The 26,884-nt window shown below is 29.0% G+C and carries 18 protein-coding genes; 15 read left to right on the top strand and 3 right to left on the bottom strand.

The window, feature by feature from the left end:
• Window positions 1-313 precede the first annotated feature (313 nt).
• A complete protein-coding gene (locus LQ622_RS02715; protein ID WP_126477800.1) occupies window positions 314-1,432 on the bottom strand; it encodes a serine hydrolase domain-containing protein in 1,119 nt (372 codons plus the stop codon).
• 87 nt (window positions 1,433-1,519) lie between these two features.
• Window positions 1,520-1,912 (bottom strand): glycerol-3-phosphate cytidylyltransferase, encoded by a 393-nt coding sequence (tagD, locus tag LQ622_RS02710; RefSeq protein WP_037588940.1) that lies wholly within the window; start codon window positions 1,910-1,912, stop codon window positions 1,520-1,522.
• A 234-nt stretch (window positions 1,913-2,146) separates the two neighbouring features.
• Here tagD and LQ622_RS02705 point away from each other — a divergent pair, with 234 nt between their 5' ends.
• Window positions 2,147-3,631, top strand: a complete 1,485-nt coding sequence (locus LQ622_RS02705; RefSeq protein WP_239774681.1) for a CDP-glycerol glycerophosphotransferase family protein — start codon at window positions 2,147-2,149, stop codon at window positions 3,629-3,631.
• A gap of 2 nt (window positions 3,632-3,633) precedes the next feature.
• Complete coding sequence (locus tag LQ622_RS02700) at window positions 3,634-6,831, top strand: CDP-glycerol glycerophosphotransferase family protein (protein WP_239774680.1); 3,198 nt, start codon at window positions 3,634-3,636, stop codon at window positions 6,829-6,831.
• A gap of 49 nt (window positions 6,832-6,880) precedes the next feature.
• On the opposite strand, the gene LQ622_RS02695 is transcribed toward LQ622_RS02700, so the two are convergent.
• A complete protein-coding gene (locus LQ622_RS02695; protein WP_126477803.1) occupies window positions 6,881-8,308 on the bottom strand; it encodes a glycosyltransferase family 2 protein in 1,428 nt (475 codons plus the stop codon).
• 135 nt (window positions 8,309-8,443) lie between these two features.
• Between LQ622_RS02695 and LQ622_RS02690 the strand changes: the two genes are divergently transcribed.
• The 13 genes from LQ622_RS02690 (at window position 8,444) to LQ622_RS02630 (ending at window position 25,932) form a co-directional block, all read left to right on the top strand.
• A complete protein-coding gene (locus tag LQ622_RS02690; RefSeq protein ID WP_126477804.1) occupies window positions 8,444-10,117 on the top strand; it encodes a CDP-glycerol glycerophosphotransferase family protein in 1,674 nt (557 codons plus the stop codon).
• Between the two features lie 14 nt (window positions 10,118-10,131).
• Window positions 10,132-11,298: a glycosyltransferase gene (locus tag LQ622_RS02685; RefSeq protein ID WP_126477805.1), complete on the top strand. Its 1,167-nt coding sequence runs from the start codon at window positions 10,132-10,134 to the stop codon at window positions 11,296-11,298.
• A gap of 145 nt (window positions 11,299-11,443) precedes the next feature.
• Window positions 11,444-13,432 carry an acyltransferase family protein gene (locus LQ622_RS02680; protein WP_126477806.1) on the top strand — a complete coding sequence of 663 codons (1,989 nt, stop codon included), beginning with the start codon at window positions 11,444-11,446 and terminating at the stop codon, window positions 13,430-13,432.
• A gap of 210 nt (window positions 13,433-13,642) precedes the next feature.
• Window positions 13,643-14,926 carry a nucleotide sugar dehydrogenase gene (locus LQ622_RS02675; RefSeq protein WP_126477807.1) on the top strand — a complete coding sequence of 428 codons (1,284 nt, stop codon included), beginning with the start codon at window positions 13,643-13,645 and terminating at the stop codon, window positions 14,924-14,926.
• 18 nt (window positions 14,927-14,944) lie between these two features.
• Window positions 14,945-15,889, top strand: coding sequence for a hypothetical protein (locus LQ622_RS02670; protein WP_239762458.1), 945 nt, complete (start codon window positions 14,945-14,947; stop codon window positions 15,887-15,889).
• Entirely contained in the window at window positions 15,889-18,522 is a 2,634-nt protein-coding gene (locus LQ622_RS02665; RefSeq protein ID WP_239774679.1) for a glycosyltransferase, read from the top strand. The genes LQ622_RS02670 and LQ622_RS02665 overlap by 1 nt, the downstream gene beginning before the upstream one ends.
• A gap of 30 nt (window positions 18,523-18,552) precedes the next feature.
• Window positions 18,553-20,379 (top strand): hypothetical protein, encoded by a 1,827-nt coding sequence (locus tag LQ622_RS02660; RefSeq protein ID WP_239774678.1) that lies wholly within the window; start codon window positions 18,553-18,555, stop codon window positions 20,377-20,379.
• 21 nt (window positions 20,380-20,400) lie between these two features.
• On the top strand, window positions 20,401-21,213 hold the full coding sequence (locus LQ622_RS02655; RefSeq protein WP_037588949.1) for an ABC transporter permease: 813 nt from the start codon (window positions 20,401-20,403) through the stop codon (window positions 21,211-21,213).
• Between the two features lie 12 nt (window positions 21,214-21,225).
• Entirely contained in the window at window positions 21,226-22,437 is a 1,212-nt protein-coding gene (locus LQ622_RS02650; RefSeq protein WP_037588950.1) for a glycosyltransferase family 4 protein, read from the top strand.
• A gap of 58 nt (window positions 22,438-22,495) precedes the next feature.
• Entirely contained in the window at window positions 22,496-23,338 is an 843-nt protein-coding gene (locus tag LQ622_RS02645; protein WP_414797449.1) for an ABC transporter ATP-binding protein, read from the top strand.
• Between the two features lie 23 nt (window positions 23,339-23,361).
• Entirely contained in the window at window positions 23,362-24,687 is a 1,326-nt protein-coding gene (locus tag LQ622_RS02640; RefSeq protein WP_239774677.1) for a glycosyltransferase, read from the top strand.
• A gap of 145 nt (window positions 24,688-24,832) precedes the next feature.
• On the top strand, window positions 24,833-25,114 hold the full coding sequence (locus LQ622_RS02635; protein ID WP_103361564.1) for a hypothetical protein: 282 nt from the start codon (window positions 24,833-24,835) through the stop codon (window positions 25,112-25,114).
• Between the two features lie 56 nt (window positions 25,115-25,170).
• Window positions 25,171-25,932, top strand: a complete 762-nt coding sequence (locus LQ622_RS02630) for an alpha/beta fold hydrolase (RefSeq protein ID WP_204252836.1) — start codon at window positions 25,171-25,173, stop codon at window positions 25,930-25,932.
• The last annotated feature ends 952 nt before the right edge of the window (window positions 25,933-26,884 follow it).

Genomic DNA, 26,884 nt, shown 5'->3' with positions numbered 1-26,884 from the left:
GATTATAGGTCTTATTAGCATTAGTATATCGATGTTTTTTAAAGGTTTAAATTATGTTTATATTGTTTGCACGATATTAATTCTTATACTTCCATTTTGGAGAATTTATGATGTTATAAAAAAAGATTATAAGAATAAAAAAAATAGAGATTAAAGATGGTATTTTTTTAGCGCTGACTCCTGCGGGAACAGCATGATTCGAAGACTACAGGCTGAGAACATGCCCGCGGAAAGCATGCGCATAAAAAAATGCCGGCAAAGTCTAAGACTTTGTCGGCACTCTGAGAGAGCGGACAATGTCCACTCTCAATTTTTATAATTTTTGTTTGAGTATATCTTTAAAGATGTGCTTTAAAATTTTTTCAGTGTCACCATGATAATGGTCATTCAATTTATTGCTAGCAATAGAAACAATAAATTCGTTGTTAGAATATGTTACAAAATCATTTTGATAAAATATGCCTCTGTATCTTTGGTGATTAGGGTAACTATAAAATCCATATCTATAAGGGCTAGGATATAAATTTGTAGAGGCTTGTGATAGTAAATTATCAGTTGATGATTTAGAAAGTAATTTATTTGATTTAAATTGACTTACTAATTTAGCCATATCATCTGTTGAAATATAGATATTACCAGCGCCATCGTATTTATCCAAAGTGGATGGATAGAAATATATAGGTTGATTATTTTTAAATTTATAACCTTTTACCATAAACTCTTGTTGAGTAATTGCGTCATAGCGAGCAGTATATTTTAAATGAGCTTTATTAATGATAAGTTCATTTAAGTTTTGTGCGTATGATTTTTTTGTAGCATTTTCTATGACTTTAGCAATTGTGATGTAGTTTGCATCATTATAAAAATAATTATGATAATTTTGGGGTACAACACCATTTAATTTAATACTTTCTATTGCACCATTTAAGCCCATTGCACTAGTTGGGAATTTTGCTTTAGCTAAGCCACTTCTATGCAACATTAAATCTTTAATGGTAATAGGATATACATTTTGAAAGTTTGGTATGTATTTATTAACATTGTCATTAATATTGATTTTCCCTTGATCTTCTAACGATTTCAACATTAAACCTGTTATAAATTTGTTAGCTGACCCTAGTAGGTACATTGATTTGCGATCATTATTTATATTGTTTTCAATATCCCTGAAACCATATGCTTTACTCATTAATGGTTGATTATGTTTATAAATGGTTATATTACCATTAAAAGATTTTGATTTTAAATACTTATCAATTTTTCTTTCCTCTGAAAAATTCATTTTAGATGTTTGCTTATTTTCTTTATGTTTTTTATAAATATGGGTTTGTGATTGCTCTTTTTTATATTGGCGAGCTTGGTAGACATCTTTTAATAAGATGATAAGGCATATAGCGATGATGCATAATATAAGTTTATTTAATTTCTTCATGTTCTTCTCCTGATGTTTTTACATTATATTACCATGAATGCTATTTTTTTACATTTGATATTGTAAAAAAGAACACATTGATGTGTTCTAGTCATTACCGTATAATTCTTTTTTGATTTGAGTTGTTGAAATACCTTCTGTTCTCTTAAGATAAATCACTTCACAATGGTCTTTTAAGAAGTCGAATTCGCCTTCCCAATCATGTCCCATTAAGAATGTATCAACATTAAATTTTTCTACATCTTCTGTTTTTTGTTCCCAATTATTCTCTGGAATAACTAAGTCAACATATCTAATAGACTCTAGCATCATTTTTCTTTGTTCATAATTGTAATATGATTTTTTATTTTTCAACTTATTGAATTCGTCTGTTGATAAAGCAACAATTAGATAATCTCCATGCTGTTTAGCTCTTCTTAAAAGCTCAATATGACCGTAATGTAGTAAATCATATGTTCCATAAGTAATTACTCTACGCATTATTTCACCCCATTATTTGATATCTTTAATATTAATATATATATGTATTATTGTAAATAGTTTGCAAAGTTTGTAAATTTATTTTGAAGGTATTTTAATAGGAGAAGTATATATTGAAATAAATAAATTTATTATACATGTCGCTAAATAGTCATCAGTTTAAATTTATAAATATGTAGTGTATTATAATAGAATATGTTAATTTAATGTAAATTATGAATTAGAGGAGTATCTATGGAAGAAAAACTATTTTTAATGACTGAAAATTCATTTAAAAGTACGATAGAATATTTTAATAATAAAGAAGATGTCAATTCTACAGATAAAGAGAAATTACTTTATTATTTCAACAAAGTTTTCAATCCTCTATTTCCTTATAAATTTGACTTTATACTAAAAAATAGAAATGGTTTGTCAATTTTGTTAAGAAAGATTAACTACAGCACTCCTAAAAAAAGTGTTTTTAAATATTTAGAAGGTAAAGCTATGAAACGAGGAGATTATAAATATAGTTATATGCTATCACAGTTTCGTAAATCTTTATCCATTTTACGCTCTAAAAACTATGTCTTAGATTTTAATCCAAGTAAGGTAGACAAGACTATTGTTTATGAATCATTTAATGGTAGGGCATTTTCGGACTCTCCAAAGATGCTTTATTTTTACTTAAAAGACGCACTACCTAATTATAAACATATTGTAGTAACGGATAATCATGATTTAGATGAAAATCTTAGATTATTAAATATAGAAACAGTTAAAAAAAATACTAAACAATATTTCAAAGTATATCATAAAGCCAAGGTATGGATTGCTAATACGAGATTATCACCCCAACTTGAGAAAAAAGAAAATCAACTTTTTATTCAAACATGGCACGGTACGCCCTTAAAGAAATTGGCTAATGATCAAACGGTTATTTCTATTCCCGAAATTACGCTTGAAGAGTATCTTTATGGCTTTAATAAAGAAACAAGTAGGTGGGATTTCCTAATATCTCCGAGTGAAACTGCTACTAAACGATTTAAATCTGCTTTTAATCTGAAAGAAGAACAGATTTTAACTTTAGGATATCCAAGAAATGATGATTTAGTTCAGTTAAATAATGAAGATTATATTAATCAACTCAAACAAAAATATGAAATTCCTTCTCATAAAAAAGTCATATTGTATGCACCGACATGGAGAGATAATGATCGTACAGATATAGGTAATTACAATTTTAAATTGAAGATTGATTTAGATTCGTTTAGTAAAGAACTATCCGATGAATATGTATTGCTCATAAGAGCACATTATTTAGTATCAGAACATTTGAATTTAGAAAGTTATTCAAATGTGTATGACTTATCTAATGCTAATGATATCAACGAATTATTCTTAATGAGTGATGTATTAATCACAGATTATTCGTCTGTTTATTTCGATTATGCGAATCTAAGTAGACCAATCTTATTTTTTGCATATGATAAAGATGAATATGCTAACGATATTAGAGGATTTTATTTACCGTATGAATCAGATTTACCAGGACCCGTATTTGAAACAAGTGAACCATTAATTGAGTATATTAAATCAATGCAATATGTAGATATTCCACATTCTGATAATTATAGAAAATTCAATAATAAATATAATCAACTTGATGATGGAGGAGCAACTGAAAGAGTAAGTGAAAAGATTATCGGCACTCTAGATAAAGAAAAGGAGTTTCAATAAATATGAAAATATTAAATATTTATCAAGAACGCGATTTACTAGTCTTTGAGTTTGATCAAACATTGGATAATATTAAAAATGTTTATATAAAAAATGAATTTGATGAAATAATCATTCCACAAACCAATATCAAAAATCAATTTAAAATTAATTTGAATGACGTTTTAGAAAAATTTTCACAGTATGATAGAGAAACAATCTTTATTTTACTAGAAAGATCTGATGGTATTACGCAATCCATTCAAAAAATAAACATAAAAAAATATGAATATAATATACAAAACTTTGAAACAGTTATTCATGATGAGGCGACTATTACCCCGTATATTACTAAAAACGGAATTATACAATTCACATTAAAACCAGAATTACCAGTGTCTACTTATTTTGCAAGAAGACATATAGATAAAATTATCATAAATAATAAACAAGCATTTTTAAAAGGGAAGTTCTCAATTCAAAATTCAACACTTGAATATGCTCATATAAGAATCACTTCAAGGTTAAGTGAGCATGTTATTGAGATACCATTAGATCCAGTTGTATTTAATGTGTATAAGTCACTAAATTCTACAAGTTATGATTTTGAAATTGATATTTTTAATGAACTTAAGCAGTATTTAGAAAATGACTTTGATTCTGAAGATATTATTGATATCTACTTAAATATTAAAGTAAATGAATTTAAAAATGTAATAGATGTAAAATTGGGTAACCCAAGAATTATGGTAGAAAGATTTGCTAAAGGTGAAGTATCAATTGATCTTGGGCAAACTGTAAAAACGGCTATACCATATTTCACGATAAAAGGTAGAAACCTATCATTTAGAATTAATGAATATGCAAAAGAAGATTATGAAGCATACAAAAAATTAATGCACGACTATCCTACATTAATCAAAAACAATTTGAACAAAAATAAAGTTTGGGTGATTGGTGAAAAATCATATAAAGCCCAAGATAATGGCTATCATTTCTTTAAATATATGAGAACTGAGCATCCAAATGAAGAAGTATATTATGTTATTGATAAAAATTCTGAAGAACGAAAAAACGTAGAACCATATGGAAATGTCATTGATTTTAAATCAAAAGAACATTTCGAAGTTATGATTAAAGCAGATATTATTTGCAGTACGCATCATACAGAATTATTGTTCCCAAGTCATGAAGCAAGTTATGTGAAAAAAATTAGAGCTAAACGCGTCTTCTTACAACATGGTGTATTAGGTGCTAAAAACTTAACACAGATAAATGGTAAACAACTGAAAGACTTTAATGTTGATATGTTTATCACAAGCTCTAATCGAGAAAAACAAATCGTTAATAGAGATTTATTATTTGATTCATATCAAGCAAAAGTTACAGGTCTCTCAAGATTTGATGAATTATTTAAGGAAAACGTAGAAGTTAAAAATCAAATCTTAATTATACCTACATGGCGTGATTGGATAACAAATATTAATAGTCTTTTAGAATCTGATTATCTACAAAATTATAATAGCTTATTGAATAGACCAGAATGGAAAACAATTGCTCAAACAAAAAATGTAGATATCATATTCTGTTTACATCCTAATATGCAGGCATTTGTTGAGTATTTTGATATACCTGATTACATTAAAGTCATTAGACAAGGTGAAGTAGATGTTCAATTACTTATTAAAGAAAGTAAATTGATGATTACAGACTATTCAAGTGTTGCGTTTGACTTTAGTTTCTTAGAAAAACCAGTTATTTACTATCAATTTGATAGAGATAGATTTATCGGTAAATTACCATCGCATTTAGATCTTGATAAAGAACTACCTGGTAAAATTGTTGATAATGTTGAAGCAGTTATAGAAGCGGCTAACCATTATGTTAATAACGGCTTCAAGAATGAACAACAAATTATCAATAAAGCTAATAACTTTGTAGCATATAAAGATACAAACAATTCACAGCGTATATATGAAGAAGCTAAATCATTTAAACGTAGAAATATCATAAAGGATACTTTAAAATATGATATTCTTTCACAACATGTGTTTAAACGATTTAGAAGACATAAAAAATACTTTGATATTATGTCCTATATGAATAAATTCCTTGTAAGATTTGGGAAAATAGATGAAAAACTAATTGTGATAGAAAGTAATTTAGGTAAACAAGTAACGGATAGTCCTAAAATGATTTACGATCAAATTAAAGCGCTCGATAAAGGTTATAAGATCGTATGGGTATCCAATAAAATATATCCATTTGATGATGAAAATGTAATAACAGTGAAACGTTTAAGTCCAAGTTATTATAAATATTTATCAATTGCTAAATACTGCATTAATAATCAGAACTTCCCTCATTATATTGAGAAAAAGAAAAATACAACATATATTCAAACATGGCATGGTACGCCATTGAAGAAAATGTTAAATGATGTCGATGATTTTAAAGGTAGAGATGAAGGGTATATAGACAGAATTAATCGTTCAGTGTCACGATGGGACTATTTAGTTTCACCAAGTCCATATGCATCGAGTTGCTTTAAATCTGCATTTAACTTTAATAAAGAAATATTAGAAGTAGGTTATCCACGTAATGATATCTTCTATGAAAATGAAAGTGATATTGAAGAAAAACAACATATTATCAAACGTAAACTTTCAATTCCTAAAGATAAAAAAGTGATATTATATGCACCAACATTTAGAGATGACGAAGTATCATCTGCGAAAAAACATTTAATTAATTTAAAATTAGATCTACATCAAATGAAAGAAAAACTTGGAGACGAGTACGTACTACTATTAAGACCGCATATCATTATTAGTAATAATATTATTATCGACAAATCATTAGAAGGCTTTATTTATAATGTTGCGAGTTATGAAGATATTAGTGACTTATATTTAATTAGTGATATCTGTATTACAGACTACTCATCTGTAATGTTTGATTATGCTAATACACGAAAACCATTACTCTTCTTCACATATGATTTAGAACATTATAAAGATAATTTAAGAGGATTCTATATGAACTTCGAAGACGAAGCACCAGGTCCATTGTTGAAAGACAATGAAAGCTTAATAGATGCTATTCTAAATATAGAAACGGTTAATGAATCATATAAAGATAAATATGATAAATTCTATGAGAAATTCTGTTCATTTGAAAAAGGAACAGCAGCGAAACAAATTGTTGATAAATTATTTTAAATAAAAAAAGCAGAACTGACGATGTATTTTCTGGCAGTTCTGCTTTTTATTATTTATTCGTTAATTTTAACGAAAGGTTTCCATTTATAGTAGGGTAGAAAACACCTTTTTTATCCGTTAAACTGATTTTCTTATCATACCCAAATTTAATATTTAAATGCTTAAATCCATCATATACAATGATACAGTTATATATTGCTGCTGGTTTATTATTGATTTCAGTTTTAGGTATTGAGATGGTTAAGAGGTTATCTTGGACATCTATATTCTCAATAACGATATCATCTTTGTAATCTTTTCGAGACATAAGAGACAAGTTACGTATTTCTTCAATCTCTATACCATCTATTTCAATTTGTATTTTGATGGATTTGTCTACTTCAGCTATGTTTAATAACGTTGCCTGTTGAAATGGTATTGTAAATCTTTCAGTAACATCAGTTAATATTGTTTGTTTTGGTTGCTTTTGAATAATTTTAGGTTGTTTTTTAAGCCACGTAAAGAAATTGATAAATGACTCAAAATCATTAGTTTGAATAAATTTAATTGCGTCTATATATTCTTGACTTATTCTTGGAATGATATCTGTTATTATATAGGATTGGTTGAAAAGCTCATTTAGTTGTTTAAAGTAATGGACTTGCTGATTTTTATCACTATTTAAAAATACATGACTATTACAACTTTTCAATAAATCATACTCTAAAAATCGATTTAACAATCGAATGTTTTTAATGTTTGATTCTTGTTTTAGTAAATGATTAATAATTTCTAAATCTGAATCACGTTTTTCATAAAAATCTATACTTCTAGTAAGTGACTCGTTAGATGTTGTTCTGTCAATAATTGAACAATTATCTGTCACCGTAGATACATTATTAATGTAAGGACTCAAGTTAGTGAAAAACATTTTATCTTCACCGAAATGTAAGTCTTCTGGGAACTTTATATTGTGTTTTTTAATATGACTTAGTTTAATAAATTTTGATGGCGGACCAAAGTGATTATATATATATGGGATGTCATTGATGTTATAATTATAACGATTATTGTTACTCATAAATCTAGCATGTACAGTTAAAGAATGATCATTTTGACGTAACGTCCTACCGACAATCATGTCTGATTTAAGAAGTGCATCGTCGTTAGCAATTCTTGCTAATATATCTGGTGCTAAATAATCATCAGCATCTAGAAAATAAATATATTGACCGGTTGCTTTTGCAATACCAATGTTACGAGGTTTTGAAGGACCACCTGAATTTTCGTCTAATATGATAAATTTGATGTTTTTAGCTTCATAGTTTTTAATTAAGGTTTGAGTATTATCCGTAGAATGATCATCTACTATGATGATTTCGTAATTTCTTGCATCTAGAGATTGGTTTAATATTGAATCAATCGCACGTTCTACTTTAGCTTCATTATTATACGTTGTGACAATAATTGAAAAAAGCTTTTTACTTTTGAATAACATAAATTAACTCCATTCATTTAAAAAATCAAATTGTATAAACAATGTGGCAAATTTGTCTCACATTGTTTGTATAATGTAATATGAATAAATAAAGAAGTCAATTTATTGTATAGCTTAAAATATATGGGGTGTAAAATGATTAAAATTATAAATATTCATGACGAGCATAATTTAGAAAATTATATAATTACAGAATGTCATGAAGAAAATCATATTATTTTAATAGATAAAAATACGCGAGTTAGGGAAGATGTATTGAACAATTTAGAATTGGATAACCAATCTTATATTGTTGATTATACTAACAATGGTTATTATACAAACGATAGTAGATATATGGGAAAGGCATTTATTACAGTTGCTGATTGGTTTAATAATATAACGCTTCAACCAAATATCATTTTTAAGAAAGATGAGCTATTATGGCTAATTTCTAATTATCAGTGGGAAACGATATTTGATATTACATTAAATGCAATTTTCCACTTGGATGAAATTAAAATTGATGCTCACGTTATTTTTGATTATGTTGAACAAAGTAAACTAAGTGCAAGCTGTTTATCAGCATTTAAAAATGAAAGTCTAAGTCATGAAGAGAAATTTTATTTAAATAAAACAGCACTTTTAAATGGAATTTCACCATTGTTTAAAGCGAGAGAAACACATATTCCTTCAATCGCCAGAACGATTGATAAAGTGATGGCAAAATCACAGTTTCAATTACCGAAGATTGCTTATCAAAAATTAAGTCATACGGCACAACAAAAACAAATGAAAGCAATTAATATATATGACAAAGATCAGACGAAAATTAAGCCACATATTGTATTTTTAGGTTTCGATTATGGTTACAGAGGTAATTCAAAATATTTATTTGAATATTTAATAAAGCAACACCCTAAATATACGGTGTACTTTATTACGGACGAAGAAAAAGGTGATCACTTTGTTTCTCCTTCTCATTCTGATACGAAACAAATTATAGAGGAAGCTAACGTAGTGATACTTGAAAGTTACTTGCCAGATCAATTTAAACCTAATGGTACAATCATTCAGTTATGGCATGGTACACCTTTAAAACGACTATTCTTAGATAGCAAAGAACCTAAACAAAATATTGATATTTATAATTATCGAGCACGTAAATATAATAAATTAATTAAACAAGATTATTTTATAACGGATGTAGAATCTATAAACGATGTATTTAAATCCGCATTTCCAATGGAAAAAACTGAACTTGTTGCATGTGGCTATCCTAGAAACCAATATTTATTAGAGAAGCACTCAATTTCTAATGAAATAAAACAAATCAAACAACAGTTAAATTTAAATACTGAAAAAGAAACAATTCTGTATACGCCGACATGGAGAGATAATCAAGAAGAAGAATTTTTATTAGAATTTACAGATGAGATGAAAGCGAAATATAACATCATTTATAAATATCACGAAGAAGATCATGCTAATAAACAGTATAATTATATCGATACAAGACAGTTTGAAACACAACAATTACTACTTGTTTCAGACATTGTAATTAGTGATTACTCTTCAATTGTATTTGATGCATTAACAATTGATAAAAAAGTGTATTTATATACACCGGATTTTAATAATTACGATTATAACCGTGGTTTATATAAAGAAGTATATGAAACTATCAATGATAATCAATATTTTGAAAAGTCATTATTGTTTAATGCAATTATGAATAATGATTATCATACGATTAGTGATCAATTTATCAACAAAAATAATCAGTCATACGAAACTATCACGCAATTGATAGAACAAGCTATGGACTGAAAAGGAGGATTTATATGAAATCTTTTACATTTTTAGTTCACAATATTTATCATATGGGTGGGACGACGAAATCAATTTCTAATCTGGCAAATAAATTAAGTGAAAAAGGTCACGCTGTAAAAATATTGTCAGTATTTAAAGCGAGTGATGAACCTTATTTTAAGTTGCATGAAAATATAGAAATTCAACCCATTATTGAATATAACAAAACCATCAAAGGGTTGAAAAATATATTTGTAAATAGAATCAATAAGTATACACCTTTTTTGAGTCCTAAAATTATTCATCCATCTGAACCTGGACTTCATCAATTTTCAAGTCATATTGAGCAACAAATTGTTAAAGCCATTCAGAATGTGAATACAGATATTATTGTAGGTACACGTGCAAGTTACAATATACTTGTTAGTAAATATGCAAGACAGTCGGTATTTAAAATTGGTATGGAACATATGTATTTACATGCGCATGATGAGCAATATCAAAAAGATATGCTTAAAACTTATGAACGACTTGATTTAGTGACGACATTAACTAAAGAAGACCAACAAGATTATCAAAAAGGTTTAACACACACTAAAGTGATTATTGTTCCAAATATACTAAATGAAACTCAATATAATGTAGAGAAACATAATACAATTGTTGCTGCAGGTAGATTTGAGCATGAAAAAGGGTTTGATTTGTTACTGGATAGTATCAATTTAATTCAAGACACAATGCGAAAACACCAATTTCAATTAGAATTATATGGAGATGGACAAGAAAAAGAACAATTCCATCAATTGATCAATCAATATAATATTCAAGATATTGTGAAACTTAAGCCTACTACTAACGCATTATCAAAAGTATTAGCTGAAAGTAAAATTACGGCTATTCCTTCTAGAGTTGAAGGTTTTGGACTTGTTATTTTAGAAGCTATGTATCAACGAAATGTAGTTATCAGTTATAAGGGCTGTTATGGTCCAGAATTTTTAATTGAAAATCAAAAAAATGGTTATTTAGTAGACTACCAAGATGCTAAACAATATGGAGCACAACTTGCGTATGTTATTGAAAATTATCATCATCATGATGTTCAAAATGTCATTCAAAAAGGTCTAGAAAGAAGTAATGATTTCGACGGAGATGTCATTTATGAGCAATTTATAAATGATTTAAACAAACACTTTAAATAAGAAACAATCTGAATCCCTAACAAGCCAATTGTTAGGGATTTTTTAATAGAGTGTTAAGATATTGTAAATATTAATTAATTGTCTTTCTAATAAATATCCTTATATATATACTTACAACTGTATAATACTTAAAGGAGATTTTTATATGCAGACAAATCCTATTAATCTAGACAAAAAATTTAGACCTGAAATTGAGGGGCTAAGAGTTATTGCAGCATTATTAGTTGCAATATATCATATTTGGTTTGGGAAAGTGTCTGGGGGCGTCGATGTATTTTTCGTTGTTTCAGGATTCTTAATTACCACTTCCATTATTTCTAAATACAATAAAACAGGGTCATTTAAATTTATACCTTACATAACAGGATTAATTAAAAGGTTATTTCCTTCTGTTATAACGGTGTTACTTGTTACGGTTATCTTAAGCTTTTTCTTATTGCCAGAATCAATACTTGGCAAAACGATAAAAGAAATCTTTGCTTCTTTATTTTATTATCAAAACTGGCAACTCGCTTTATCGAGTACAGATTATTTAAATAAAGATCAAATGAAGACGCCAGTTGAACATTTTTGGGCAATGTCGATTCAAGGACAATTCTATATTATATGGTTTGTTATTTTTAGTTTGATTTTTATGTTATATAAAAAATACACTAACCTTAAAGTTATTAATGTCATAAACCTTTTTTTAGGTACATTATTTATCGTTTCGTTGTCGTATTCTATTTATTTAACGCACGTCAATCAACCTTGGGCATATTTCCATACATTTACAAGAGTTTGGGAATTCTCGCTCGGTGGCTTATTAGCAATCAATCTTAATAAAATTAAAATTAATCGTCTAGTAGCAAGTTTAATTGGATGGTTAGGTTTAATTGGCTTGATCTTAACGGGTATTATTTTTAATGTATCAACAATGTTTCCTGGATATATTGCACTATGGCCAATGTTATGTGCCGTATTTATACTCGTTTCTGGTAACTATGAAACTAAATATGGTGTTAAGAAATTCTTAGGATCATCCATTATGGTGAAGATTGGCGGATTGTCATTTGGTTTATATTTATGGCATTGGGTGATTTTATCATTTTATCAGTACCATAATAATGAACGTCCTGGAATTGTATTAGGTATTTGTATGATTTTACTGTCATGGTTATTATCATATTTCATGACGCGTTATATTGAAAAGCCAATTAGATCAGCATCTTCTGATAAAATTGCATTCAAAAAATTAGGAATTGGATTAGCGATACAGTTATTGGCAATCGCATCTTTATATTTCGTTATCTTTAATAATCCTTTTGAAAAAGAAAAAGTAGCATTGAGTGAAAATTATCCCGGAGCAATGGCTGCAGAAAAGCATGTAAAAGTTAAAAAAGGTGTAGAAGCAATTCCAGAGTTTTCAAAAATCAGAAATGAATCACCTGATTCTACAAGAGACAAAGTTCATCAAAAAATAGGTGAATCAAAAGTTCTAGTTGGAGAGTACGGTAAAAAAGAAAACTATGATAAGACAATCGCTTTAGTAGGGAGCTCTCACGCACAACATTGGTTAGGTGCACTTCAAAAAGCAGCTGAAGAAGGCAATTATAGAGTATTAAGCATGACGAAAAGTGGCTGTGTATTAACAACGAATGACAGTGACCGAGATTGTACAGAGTGGAATAAAAATTTAATTAAAGAACTTGATAAGCAAGATGTCGATTTAGTTGTAACAACTGCAGATTCAAGTACAGATGTAAATGGACAAATCGATCCATTACAATTAAAACAATATCAAAACATTACAAATACAAAAACACCGATTATGGCAATAAGAGATAATCCGAGATATGAGTTTAATGTCCCAGAAACATTAGATAAATTCGGAGAACAAGAAACGATTAAGAAGATGAATGCTAAACAACGTTTGCCAAAAGTATCTAAATGGGATCAACTTGAACAAAAGCCAGAACAAACAAAATATGTAGATTATACATCGTATTTCAAAGAAGATGGAAAGTTTGCACCTGTAATAGGTAACGTCATTGTATATATGGACAAAGGACATATATCAAATAGTTACTCTAAAACGTTTGGTCCTAAAATAAAGAAAGATATCGAACAATACTTTAAAGAACTTAATCATTAATCTATAAAGCCCCTCAATCATATGAATTTATATGAGCGAGGGGCTATTTTTAACACGAAATATTGAGCAATTGTAAACAATGATAAAAGAGTGTAAACCCTTCCTTAAGTATCTGTTAAACGACTGTTTATTGTATTCATAGAAGTTACAATATATTTAACATTACGAAAGTAATAGCTTAACAATTAATTATTAAAGGATGGATAAAATATGAAATTAACTACTATTGGTTTAGGATACATTGGATTACCAACATCAATTATGTTTGCGAAACATGGTGTAGATGTTGTAGGTGTCGATATAAATAAAGAAGCAGTAGATAAATTAAATAATGGTCAAATTCATATTGAAGAGCCTGGCTTACAAGAAGCTTATGAAGAAGTGTTAGCTAAAAATAAATTCAAAGCAAGTATGCAACCTGAAAAAGCAGATGCATTTATTATTGCAGTTCCAACTCCAAATAATGATGATCAATATGAATCATGTGATATTTCGTTAGTAATGGGTGCAGTTGAATCTATCGTACCATTTTTAGAAAAAGGTAATACGGTCATTGTAGAATCTACGATAGCACCAAGAACAACGGATGATCATGTTAAACCATATCTTGAAAGCCAAGGATTTGAAATTGGTAAAGATATATTTTTAGTACATTGCCCTGAAAGAGTGTTACCAGGAAAAATATTACATGAACTTATTCATAACAATCGCATAATTGGTGGTATAACGCCAGCATGTGTTGAAGCGGGTAAACGTGTATATGGAACATTCGTACAAGGTGAAATGATTGAAACAAATGCTAAGACAGCAGAAATGAGTAAGTTAATGGAAAATACTTACCGTGACTTGAATATTGCGCTAGCAAATGAACTTGCGATGGTATGTAATCATTTAGATATTAACGTATTAGAAGTTATCAAGATGGCGAACAAACATCCACGTGTGAATATTCACTTACCAGGTCCAGGTGTTGGTGGTCATTGTTTAGCAGTTGATCCATACTTTATTATCGCTAAAGATCCAGAAACAACGAATCTCATTCAAGAAGGTAGACGTATTAATCGTTCAATGCCTCAATATGTAATTAATGAGTCTAAGAAAATGTTAGAAACTTTAAATGGTCATAAGGTTGTTGTATTTGGATTAACTTATAAAGGTGATGTAGACGATGTCAGAGAATCGCCAGCATTTGATATTTATAATGATTTGAGAAAAGAAAATGATATTCAAGTAGAAGCATATGATCCACATGTTGAGCTAGGTTTTGTCCAAAAAGATATTCAAAAAGCCGTTAAAGATGCATCTCTTGTATTAATTTTGAGTGACCATTCAGAATTCAAAAATTTAGTAGATCAAGATTTTGAAGGTATGAAAGACAAAGTCATTTTCGATACGAAAAATGTTGTTCAATCACAATTTGAGCAAGTTAAATATTACAACTACGGAAATTTATATACTTTCGGAAAAAATATTGCACTTTCATTTAATAAGTAAAGATTGAGGGGTCTTCATATGATAGACGTTAACAGTCCAATTATTCAAAGCGGATTGAGCTTTCAAATAATTTTAAGAGAACCAGAAAATCAAAAAATATTTGATGTAGATAAAAATGAACTTGTTGTAGGATATGCTTCTGATTATTTAAATAAAGCATTAAAAGTTATTTCTATAAAAGTGATAGAAAGTGAACTATATGGATTAATTGTAAGAGGTACGAATATTATAGGGTGGACAAGATTAAATCATTCTATCAAATTAATTTCTAAACCTATTGATACGATAAGAGTAGATTTAAGCTATTTTTCTACACCACAAATTAATAGAGAACTAGGGTTTGGTGATGACTATAATTTACTATTTAAAGAAAAAAACTTTTCATCTAGAGCATTATATTTATTTGGAGGTGAAGTGTTAGAAGCTGTATTTAATAAAGGAACATTTGCAGGATTTGTGCATACGAAAGACATAGATAGAGCAATTCCTATTAATAAAAAAGTATCAATAGAAGAATCTACAGTCCTTTATCAAGATAGCGCATTGCACAAATCAATTGATCTATCCTTGGATAAAGAACAATTTGATTTCAATAACGTCTTGATCGATATGGTGTTCTTAAAAGCAGAATCGGTAAGGATTATTATTAAAAAGAAAAAATATTGGATGAGCTTTAATGACTTAAAAGATAAAAGCATCATTCAAGATTTAGAAGCTAAACAATATGAAAACTATAACGAATTAACGCTAGAACAGCTGGATATGATTACAAACTTTCAAGAAGAAAGAAAAGAGTCAAAATCTGCAATTGTTCGTTTAATAAACGAAAATATCTCATTACAAAAAACAAATAAAAATGAAGAGAAAAATCAGTATGAACGATTATATATGAATTTAAAAAATTCTAAATTAGGAAAGATTCAAACGAAATACTGGAGTTGGAGAAATAGGAGGAAATCATAATGTCTTCAAATATGCCAACAAATATCAATCAAAAAAGTAATATCGAATCAACTAAAGAGGCTTTAGTCAATTTTGATGATAAAACAAAAGTTGAACAATTAGAAGAAGTGTTAAATATTGTTGAACAAGATTATATGTATGGACTATATAAATTAAAAAAGGTTAAAGATCATACAAATCATCATAATTACTATAAAAAAGTAGCAGAAGAATCAAAATTAGATTTCCTTGAAAAACACCAACAACATTTATCAAACCTTGTGAATTCTAATACATCGCGTGTATTTACTAAAAACAAATACAAAGTTGGTCTTATAGCTGATGAATTTTTATATAACTCATTTAAAGATATTGGTAATATCGTTTATTTAGATAGTAAATTTACAGATTTAAGTCGTGATATGGATGTTTTAATCGTTGCGACAGCATGGAGAGGTATAGACGGAAGTTGGACTGGTTTAGCATCAGTTAATAGTAAGAAAAGAAGAATGTTATTTGAAGGTATTCAACAAGCTAGAAAATTCAATATACCGATTGTCTTTTATTCTAAAGAAGATCCCGTCAATTTCCATTTATACAAAGATATCGCGACAGAATGCGATATTATTCTGACATCAGCTGCTGAAGTAGTAGAAGATTATAAAGAATATTGTCAAAATGATAAAGTATATGTACTTCAATTTGGTATTAATCCTCATTACCATAATCCAGTAGGGACGAGAAGTTCATATAATAAATCATTTAAAAACGATGTTATTTTTGCAGGAAGTTGGACTGAGAAATATCCTGTTAGAAACCAAGAATCTGCAAGAATCTTTGATGAGTTAATCAAAAAAAATCATAAATTAACCATTATTGATAGAAATTTACCATTGCGAAGAAAACGTTATCAATTCCCAATGAAATATATCCCATACTTAACAATGCCAATTGATCATGAAGAACTTATGAAACTGCATAAAGTATATAGATGGGCAATAAATGTCAATTCAGTAAAATATTCAGAAACGATGTTTGCGAATAGAATATTTGAATTACAAGCTTTTGGGAATTTAATCTTATCTAACTATTCAGTAGGTGTTAATAATCAATTTCCAAATGTATTTATGGTTAATCATAAAACTGATGTGGCACCAATTATGAACCAATATCAAGAATATGAAATAGAAGATATGCAAGCTAAAAGTATACGTAGTGTGATGAGAAATTGTACGACATATCATCGTTTAGATGAAGTCTTATCATATATTGGCATTGAACCGACTCAAAAAGAATCACAAATACTCGTAGTTGTTGATGCATTAACCGATAAAATGAAAGATATTCTATATCGACAATTACATGTTCAGTTTGATGTTATAGAAGCTCAAGATACAGTAGAAGATGCATCACAATATGATTTTATAACTTACATGAAAGATTCAATTGAATATGAAGAGTATTATTTAGAAGATTTATTATCAGCATTTAAATATGTAGATGTTGATTTTGTTACGAAAGATAAACAACATGAAGCACATCAATTTATTGAAAAAGCTCAAAATAAATATGTAACAATGTATCATAAAAATATATTCGATCAACAGTTGAATGTTACACAATCTCAAAATGGTTATAATTTAGATCAATCAGAAATTTATGACGCATCTTTATATGGTCAAAATAACCGCAAGAAAAAATTAAGTGTCATTATTCCAATTCATAATAACGGTACTTATTTAGAAGATAAGTGTATGAGAAGTTTAAGAAGATCTTCAATATTTAAAGAGATGGAAATTATATTCGTAAATGATGGTAGTACGGATTCTGAAACGATATCTATTATTAATCGATTAAGAAGACGATACCCAGATATCGTTTACTATGCATATGAAGAAGGATCAGGTAGTGCTTCAAGACCTAGAAATAAAGGTGCTGAACTTGCCTCTACAGATTATATTACTTATTTAGACCCTGATAACGAAGCGACTGGTGATGGGTATGCAACTTTATTAGAAGAAATAGAATCGAATAAAGATGTCGATATGGTCGTCGGTAATATTATTAAAGAAGATAACAAGCGCAGAGCACTGTTTAATTATGCGGGCACAGTGATGAAGTATAACGATGGAAAATTATTAATCGACGACCCTAAAAAATATATGAAAAAATGTGGTCTACGTGCTCAAAGTATTCAAGCTTTAATCATTAAATCACAAATTATTAAAGATAATCATATTCGAATGATTGAAGGTGCTGCTGGCCAAGATACGTTATTTTTCCAAGAATTAATGATTCATTCTAAAAAAGTACAAGCTGTAACAGATGTTATTCATATGTATTACGCTGCCGTGTCTGGATCAGTTACAAATTCGATTTCTAAGAAGCTATTTGATAAATATTACACATTAGAAATTGAAAGAATTCCATTTTACGAAAAACATGGATTACTAACATCCTACTTAGAACATAGATTTAATTTTTACGTAAAAGGCTGGTACTTGCCAAGATTAGAAAAAGTGAAACCAGAAGAAAGAAAAGAAGCCGTAGAACGATTTTTAGAAATATATAGTTTGTATGATCAATATAAACGACCTGAAGACCATGATTTAAATCAATATGTTGAACATTTAAAGCAAGAGGTTCAGCAATAATTGCGTGATTGATATAAGGGGGTGTGTATGATGGATAATACGTTCATAAGATTTAACAAAGCATATATGATTGTTCCTCGACAAATTTCAATTGAAGATCAAAACTATCGTCAACATATTCAATTCACTGACTTTACGATTTATTTTTCAAATGATTTAAGTTCATATGAGTATACAAAGAATGACATCAAAGTAGTCATATTAGGTCATTTTGTGCATACGAAAAATGTCGATTTAAAATATCCTGAAATATGCTCCCAATTATTGTCTCACGAAATTGATTCTTATGCTTTTCTTGAAGAGATGAGTTTTTATAATGGCAGGTATGTTATGTTGATAGAGTATAATGGATGTTTGCTACTATATAATGATGCAACGTCATTTTTATCATTGTATTATCATGCATCTCATGATTTGTACGCTAGTCATTCAGAATTAGTAAATCAACTCGTAAAATTATGTTTTGATAAGACTTGTGAAAGAATCGCACATAAGTCATATGGATTTTTAGACTATAGCAAATATAAAGATGTTTATAAATTCAATGCCAATACAAGATTTAATATAACTGACCATACAATTAAAAGAATTTATCCAATCAACCCATGTGTTAAGAAATCAGCAGAAGAAGTATATGATATTGTTAATGATGAAATTGAAGCAGCGGTTGATTATTTATTTCGATTTGATCAAAAAGTGATTTGTTCTATCACAGCTGGTCATGATTCTAAAGTATCCTTATCTTATATTAAAGAACATATCAATGATGTGAATTTCTTTACTTATACAAAAAATATTGATGAATTAGAACATAAACAAGCTGCTCATATTTATCGTATAGATGAATATATTTCTCAAAAGTTAGCATACAATTTAAATTTAAAGCATACGTTATTTAATATGGATCAACTAGCAGTCAATTCAAATTTGATTGATAGATATCAGTTATATGAAACAAATCATAGTATTCATTTAATCAATTATTATCATGAGAATAGGTCGTTTAATCATTGTATACATTTAAAATCTACTATCTTTGAACTTGCTAAAAGTATTATTCCGAAGCGGATACAAAGAGCAGACTCATTTTTACCGTATGAAAATGCAATCAAAAAATGGGCTAAAGATTTTCCAGTGGATCAATTATCTCACGATTATTTACTAGAATTTGTTAAAAGAAATAATCTCTATAAGACGATTGAATTAGGTTATCATCCTTATGAAACGTTGTATTACGAATCTAGAATGAACGGTTGGCATAGCTGTATTGTTCAAGAAAGTGATGATTATTTAGATGTGTTTAGCTTAATCAATACGAGGCATATCTTATTCGAATTTATGAGTATTAATCAGGAAGATAAGCAAAACCAAATGTTACATAAATTGATGATTAAACATCATTGGCCAATTTTAAATTATTTTCAAATCAATGACGTGAACACATTAGAGGATAGAATAATTCAATTAGAAGAAGACACAAATGAGCAAGTAGAAAGTTTGGCGAATATTATGATTCAAACTGAAGATTTCTATCAAGTGATACAAAATGAAAAAAAGTTATTTCGTGCATTAACACCTAAATTTAGTTATGACAATCAAAAGAAAATGATGTTAACGAATACGCAGGATAACACGATTACACTTGAATTAAGAACATTTTATCAAAATAAAAAAGGCAGAGATACGGTGTACTTTGATATAGAAAGTGAGTCAATCGACTTAGTAGATTTGAGTAAAAACAATTTAGAATTGACAATAAAACCACAATCATCTATTACAATATCTGTCTACGCAAGTAAGAGTTTTGAAAAAGAATCTTGGGTTAGCGCTTCACAATTTGAACTTATTGAAAAATAAAAATCAAGTAGGTCGTTATATATGAAGATAGTTATTGATATCTTAAAAGAACAATTTAATAATTTACCTAAAATTTTTAAACTTGCAATTTATAATATGAAAAGTCAATATGCCAATCATTATCTTGGTGTATTTTGGAATATACTACAACCCATCTTACAAGTTGCTGTATATTATCTTGTGTTTGGTTTAGGGTTAAGAGGAGATGCGAGTGCTCAAGTAGTAGGCGTACCATTTTTAGTACATCTTATTTCAGGTTTGTTTCCTTGGTTATTTATATCACAAGGGATCAATACAGGTGCATCTGCTATTCAAGGCAATATTGGACTCTTATCAAAAATGAAATTCCCATCTTCAATATTTATTTCTATAGCTTTAACGAATAATATGATTAATTTAATGATCACATCAGCCATTTTATTTGTCGTATCTGTCATTAATGGATATGTACCTTGGTGGCATTACTTTTGGTTTATATACTTTTTAGTCGCATCTTATGCAATTATTTTTGGTATTTCATTAATTATGAGTACATTAATTATTGTTATTCGCGATACTAAAAATTTATTACAAAATGTTATAAGAATGCTATTCTTTATGACACCTATATTTTGGGCGATGGAAGAAGCACATGGTATTTTACAAAGATTAGCAAGCTTAAACCCATTTGCATATTTAGTAGGTGTTTATCGTACGGCGTTTGTGCATGATAACGTTTCTGTGTACGGACAATGGCATGATCATTTATATTTTTGGCTTTTAACAATTATATTATTATTAATAGGTTCATTGGTTCATTCAAGGTTTAAACGGAAATTACTAGACTACTTATAGGGTGTTCATAATATGACAAAGAAATTATTAATGATTTCACAAAATTTTTATCCAGAACTTGGGTCTGCTGCAAATCGAATGAAAATGATGTTCAAAGCTTTTCGTTCAAGTGGTTCAGATCCGACAATGTTAACAACTGAGCCAACATATCCTAACCAAAGTTTATTTGAAGACCAATCTTATTTTACAGATGCATCTTTAAATAAATTAGAAAAGAAGAAAATTATTCGAATGAAAATGCATGGTAATAAGCAAAATAGTAATTTTATCATGAGGTTAGTCTATTATATAGAACAATACGTTAGATTAAGAGTCTTCTTGAAAATGCATAATGACGATTACGATATTGTGTATGTTTCTAGTCCAAATATATTTCTAGCATGGGCGACGTTATTTTTTAAAAGTGCGAAACATCCGACATATGTATTAGAAATTAGAGATTTATGGCCAGACAGTGTAAATGGATTAAAGCATATTAACATAAGTTTATTTATGCCACTATTAAAATATTTAGAGAAAAAAATGTATAATTCTGCTGATAAAATTGTCATTAATAATGAAGCATTTAGGTCACATATTCAGAAACGATTACAGCGAAAAGTGCCTATATTTTATTTACCAAACGGCATTTCAAGAAATGAACTGATTACTGAAGAAAAATATAATGATTTTAGTGTTATTTATACAGGAAATATTGGATATGCCCAAGATGTAGATAAACTTATTTCAATATGCTTAGCTTTAAATGATAAACAAATCAATGTTACAGCGATTGTTTATGGTGTTCAAGCTGACAAGTTTAGAAAAGCTGTGAGAGATTGTAAATATATTCAAGTGAAAAAGCCAATGGATCGTACAGCTTGTTTAACTGAAATATCTAAACATCATATTTCACTTTCCATTTTAGAATCTTCAGATGTGTTTATGAATGTGATGCCTGGAAAAATTGTAGACGCTATTGGTGTCGGAACACCTCCTATATCTAATATTAGTGGTCCAACTGAAGCCATTATTCAAAAATATAATCTAGGATTTGCAAGAAGACAAGCTTCAATAGATACAATCGTTAACGAAATTGAATCATTAAAATATGATGAACAAGCTTTATCTATTAAAGCTAAGAATGCACGTGAATATCGTGATGAACACCTCATTTGGGAAGATAATATTGAAAAGCTTATGACATTTTTAAGAAAAGGTGATAGAGATGACAAATACTTATAAAATAAAATGTGAAAATGTCTCGAAAGTTTACGACTTAAATGTAAACAGAAAAGATAAGCTGCTATCTTTATTTACTTTTGGATTAAGTTATAAATCTAAACCTTATTATGCTTTACATGATATTTCATTTGAAGTAGAAGAAGGGACATCTGTAGGTATAATTGGACTAAATGGTTCAGGTAAATCAACTTTATCTAATATTCTAGGCGGTGTTGTTGAACCTTCGTCTGGTACAGTTTATACAAATGGTAAGCCGTCGCTAATTGCGATTGGCGCAGGGTTAAATCCTGAATTTACAGGTGAAGAAAATATTCATTATAAATGTTTAATGCACGGTATGTCGCAACGAGAAATAAATGAAAAATTTGATGATATTGTACAGTTTAGTGAACTTGATGAATTTATTTATCAACCTTTAAAATCATATTCTAGTGGTATGAAATCAAGATTAGGCTTTGCAATTGCGATTCATACAGATCCAGATATACTTATTGTCGATGAAGCATTGTCAGTAGGCGATGAAACTTTTTCGAATAAATGTATAGATAAAATGCATGATTTACAAGAACAAGGAAAAACAATATTTTTTGTATCTCATTCAGCAGGACAAATCAAAAAAATGTGTAAAAAAGCGATTTGGATACATTACGGTGAGATGGTTGCATATGGTGAAGTCAATGATATCGTAACGAGGTACGTTAATCTTATTCAGAAAGTAAAAAAGAAATCGAAACAAGAACAATTAGAATATAAACGTATAAAAATCCAACAACAACGTAATAAAGAAGTTGATGATTCAGTCATACAAAAAGAAAAAAGACCAACAAGTTTATTAGCCATGATTGGGATCATGAGTGTGGCATGGATATATATACTACTATTCCAAGTAGGGATACTATAAATTGCATGGAATGAGGTTATCAAATGAAAAAGGTCACAATGTTTGTATGGAATCATTTTACGAATGATGCAAGAGTCAATAGAGAGTGTACAACTTTAGCGGATAATGGATATGATGTAAATTTAATTGCGATAAATGATCCGAAAAATCCTGCTATTTCAGCTTATGAAGAAATATCTAATACATTTAAAGTTCATAGAGTGAAGAGATATCCATGGTTATTGCAAGCTTATCAAGATAATGGCAAGAAATTCTTATTAGTTGTAGCTGGAGTCCAAGTTGTTATTATACCAAGTCTTTTCTACATTAGCTTTACATTAATGGCAGCTTATCTGTTATCACTCGTAGTTGCAGCAGGTATGATAAAGTTTAAAAAAATAAGAAAATGGTTTATAAATGGTGCGATTATTACGAGAATGATTTTAAAAGGTTATATACAAAATGCTGATATTTATCATGCAAATGATTTAAACACATTGCCTCAAGCTATCGTATGTTCTAAATTGCGCTTAAAACCAAAACCATTAATTTATGATAGCCATGAAGTTCAATCAGACAGAACGGGCTATAATCCAAAAACAATTAAGCGTATTGAGTCATTTATGTTAAAATTTGTAGATCAAATGATTGTAGAAAATCATACAAGAGCAAAATACAATGAAGATATTTATGGATTCTATCCTAAAACATTGTATAACTACTCAGAGAAATACAACATTGAAGAAAAGCCACAAATCAATTTACATAAGAAAATAGGCATCAATGAAGATGAGAAAATTTTACTTTATCAAGGCGGACTCCAACAAGGAAGAGGGCTTGAATTATTAATTGAAGCAATGGATGAAATTGAAGAAGGTCATTTACTATTTATCGGCGGAGGGAAGTTAACGCAATCTTTAAAAGAACAAGCCGAAGCTTCCAAACAAACTGATAGAATTCATTTCTTAGATAAAGTACCATTTCAAGAATTACCATCATATACGCGTGAAGCATATCTTGGATTCCAAGTGTTGCAGAACATTTGCTTCAATCACTATTCAGCAAGTTCAAATAAATTGTTTGAATATATGATGGCTCACGTACCAGTTATCAGCTGTGACTTCCCAGAAATTAAGAAAGTAGTTGAAGAAACCAATACAGGTTTAGTTGTGGATTCTCATAACGCTACAGAAATAGCAAATGCTGTGAATCAACTTGTAAAAGATACAAGCTTAAGAAATCAATTAAGTGAAAACACTAAACAAGCCAAAGAAATCTATAATTGGAATAATGAAAAATCAAAATTACTCGAAGTCTATAATCAATTTGTACCAATAGAACATCCAATAACTCAAGTTCATACAAAATGACAAAAGGTCTACCATGCCTCGGCATCGTAGACCTTTTTATGTTGTTTGAAGTCGTTACCGTTAATATTAACTAACTTGTGTTTTGTAAATATTGGGATTACAATTATATAATTAAGATAGTAACGGTAGAAGGAGTAATTGTAAGATGTATATTAAAAAGAGTATAGAACGCGTTAGCAATTTTATTGAAGTAGGTAATGAACGAGAAGCAATGATGTTACTAAGAGATCTAGAAGCAAATGTTGTAAGATATGATTTTGAAATAATGGGAGACGGGTTTAACAAATTTGCTGAAATATACGTATCACAAAAAAACAGAAAAAAAGCAATCGAAATGTATCAAAAAGCAATCCTATATTATAGAGAAGTCGGAAACCAAGAAAAAGTATCCCAAGTCAGTCGTAACTTTGAAAATCTGATTTTGTAGATTTGGTAGAGGTAAGTAAGTAAAAAACTACATTTATCTTTAATGAAGGAGCTTATATGGAAGAACAAATATTATTTCTTTCTGGTTTAGGCAGTCATAGATTATTTTTGGAAGATTTAAATAACCAATTGGATAATCTGAATTTAGTTCAAATTGATCTGCCAGGTCATGGTTTGAATTTAGATGTTATTGTTAATGATTTAAATGAATTAGTGGAGTGGTTTAAAACAGAGATAAAAATTTATGGTAATGAAGAACTGTCTATAATGGGACATTCTTTAGGAGCAGATTTATTATCTTATATAAGTATCAAGGTTCCACAAATTAAAAATATTATATTATTAGATGGTGGATTATTTAATCTTGAAGACCTAGAATACAGCAGTGAAGTTGAAATAAAAGATACTAAAAATCATTTAGAAAATTTTCAATTCAAGAACTTGGACGAATTTATAGAGACAGAAAAAGACGCATATAAAACATGGAATCAAAATTTATTAGAAGCATCAACTGCAAGGATGACTTTCAATTTAAATAAACATGTTTATGAACTTAATATTAATGAACTTTCTATTCTAAAATTATTGAAAATAAGAAGACAAATCAACTTACCTACCTTCAATCAATTAATAGACAGAAATATAATGGTCTTATTACCACAAGAACAGGACCAATTCATCTTAGACATGAAAATTAAAAATATACCTTCACATATTTCCTGTAAAACAATCCCTAACAGTGGCCACGATATTTATATAGATAACCCTGTAACAGTAGGGAAAGAAATAAAGAGTTGGTTAAGTACTATAAATGATTAAGGGAGGTAATTAAATGATAACCGATTCATTTGATATACAAGGGAAACCAATTGTAAATTTGAGTGACTATTAATTGTAAGATAAACCGAAGCCTATATCATATATAATAATACAAGTGCAATTTGATCAGAATCCCCCTAACTTAAATATTTAAGTTAGGGGATTCCATTTATCAAGAATGGCGAAACATGATAAATAGTGGGTCCGTATTTATCAAGACTGATCAAACAAGATAAATAGGAGGTCCGTATTTATCAAGAATGGCGAAACAAGATAAATAGAGGGTCTGTATTTATCAAGACTGATCAAACAAGATAAATAGAGGGTCTGTATTTATCAAGACAGGTGAAACAAGATAAATAGAAGGTCTGTATTTATCAAGACTGATCAAACAAGATAAATAGGAGGTCCGTATTTATCAAGACAGGTGAAACAAGATAAATAGGAGGCATGTATTTATCAAGACTGACTAAACAAGATAAATAGAAGGTCTGTATTTATCAAGACTGATCAAACAAGATAAATAAGAGGTCTGAATATTGCAAGTGGGGCATGACTAGCAACATAGAGCCTCCGAATATTGCAAGACAACCCAAACAAGCAACATAGCACCTCTCTATGTTGCAAGACAAGTCAAACTAGTAACATAGCACCCCCGTATGTTGCAAGACAACCACAACTAGCAACATAGAAGCCTCGAATATTGCAAGACTGACCAAACAAGCAACATAGAGCCCTCGAATATTGCAAGACTGACCAAACAAGCAACATAGCACCTCTCTATGTTGCAAGACTGACTAAACTAGCAACATAGCAACCTCAATACAATCCAAAATCCCAAACCAACCAACCCCAACACCCAACCCAAATCCCCAACCCAAATCCCCAACCCAAATCCCCAACCACCCAACGCACACTCCATGCCATTAATTAATTCTATACAAAATAAAAA

Source organism: Mammaliicoccus sp. N-M50 (assembly GCF_022386995.1).
Classification (GTDB): Bacteria; Bacillota; Bacilli; order Staphylococcales; family Staphylococcaceae; genus Mammaliicoccus; species Mammaliicoccus sciuri_A.
Note: the sequence above shows the minus strand (reverse complement) of the source record. Positions and strands in the feature narration are given on the sequence as shown.

Coding starts and splice junctions, on each gene's coding strand:
- LQ622_RS02715 (WP_126477800.1), bottom strand. CDS start 1,432: ATGAAGAAATTAAATAAACTTATATTATGCATCATCGCTATATGCCTT.
- tagD (WP_037588940.1), bottom strand. CDS start 1,912: ATGCGTAGAGTAATTACTTATGGAACATATGATTTACTACATTACGGT.
- LQ622_RS02705 (WP_239774681.1), top strand. CDS start 2,147: ATGGAAGAAAAACTATTTTTAATGACTGAAAATTCATTTAAAAGTACG.
- LQ622_RS02700 (WP_239774680.1), top strand. CDS start 3,634: ATGAAAATATTAAATATTTATCAAGAACGCGATTTACTAGTCTTTGAG.
- LQ622_RS02695 (WP_126477803.1), bottom strand. CDS start 8,308: ATGTTATTCAAAAGTAAAAAGCTTTTTTCAATTATTGTCACAACGTAT.
- LQ622_RS02690 (WP_126477804.1), top strand. CDS start 8,444: ATGATTAAAATTATAAATATTCATGACGAGCATAATTTAGAAAATTAT.
- LQ622_RS02685 (WP_126477805.1), top strand. CDS start 10,132: ATGAAATCTTTTACATTTTTAGTTCACAATATTTATCATATGGGTGGG.
- LQ622_RS02680 (WP_126477806.1), top strand. CDS start 11,444: ATGCAGACAAATCCTATTAATCTAGACAAAAAATTTAGACCTGAAATT.
- LQ622_RS02675 (WP_126477807.1), top strand. CDS start 13,643: ATGAAATTAACTACTATTGGTTTAGGATACATTGGATTACCAACATCA.
- LQ622_RS02670 (WP_239762458.1), top strand. CDS start 14,945: ATGATAGACGTTAACAGTCCAATTATTCAAAGCGGATTGAGCTTTCAA.
- LQ622_RS02665 (WP_239774679.1), top strand. CDS start 15,889: ATGTCTTCAAATATGCCAACAAATATCAATCAAAAAAGTAATATCGAA.
- LQ622_RS02660 (WP_239774678.1), top strand. CDS start 18,553: ATGGATAATACGTTCATAAGATTTAACAAAGCATATATGATTGTTCCT.
- LQ622_RS02655 (WP_037588949.1), top strand. CDS start 20,401: ATGAAGATAGTTATTGATATCTTAAAAGAACAATTTAATAATTTACCT.
- LQ622_RS02650 (WP_037588950.1), top strand. CDS start 21,226: ATGACAAAGAAATTATTAATGATTTCACAAAATTTTTATCCAGAACTT.
- LQ622_RS02640 (WP_239774677.1), top strand. CDS start 23,362: ATGAAAAAGGTCACAATGTTTGTATGGAATCATTTTACGAATGATGCA.
- LQ622_RS02635 (WP_103361564.1), top strand. CDS start 24,833: ATGTATATTAAAAAGAGTATAGAACGCGTTAGCAATTTTATTGAAGTA.
- LQ622_RS02630 (WP_204252836.1), top strand. CDS start 25,171: ATGGAAGAACAAATATTATTTCTTTCTGGTTTAGGCAGTCATAGATTA.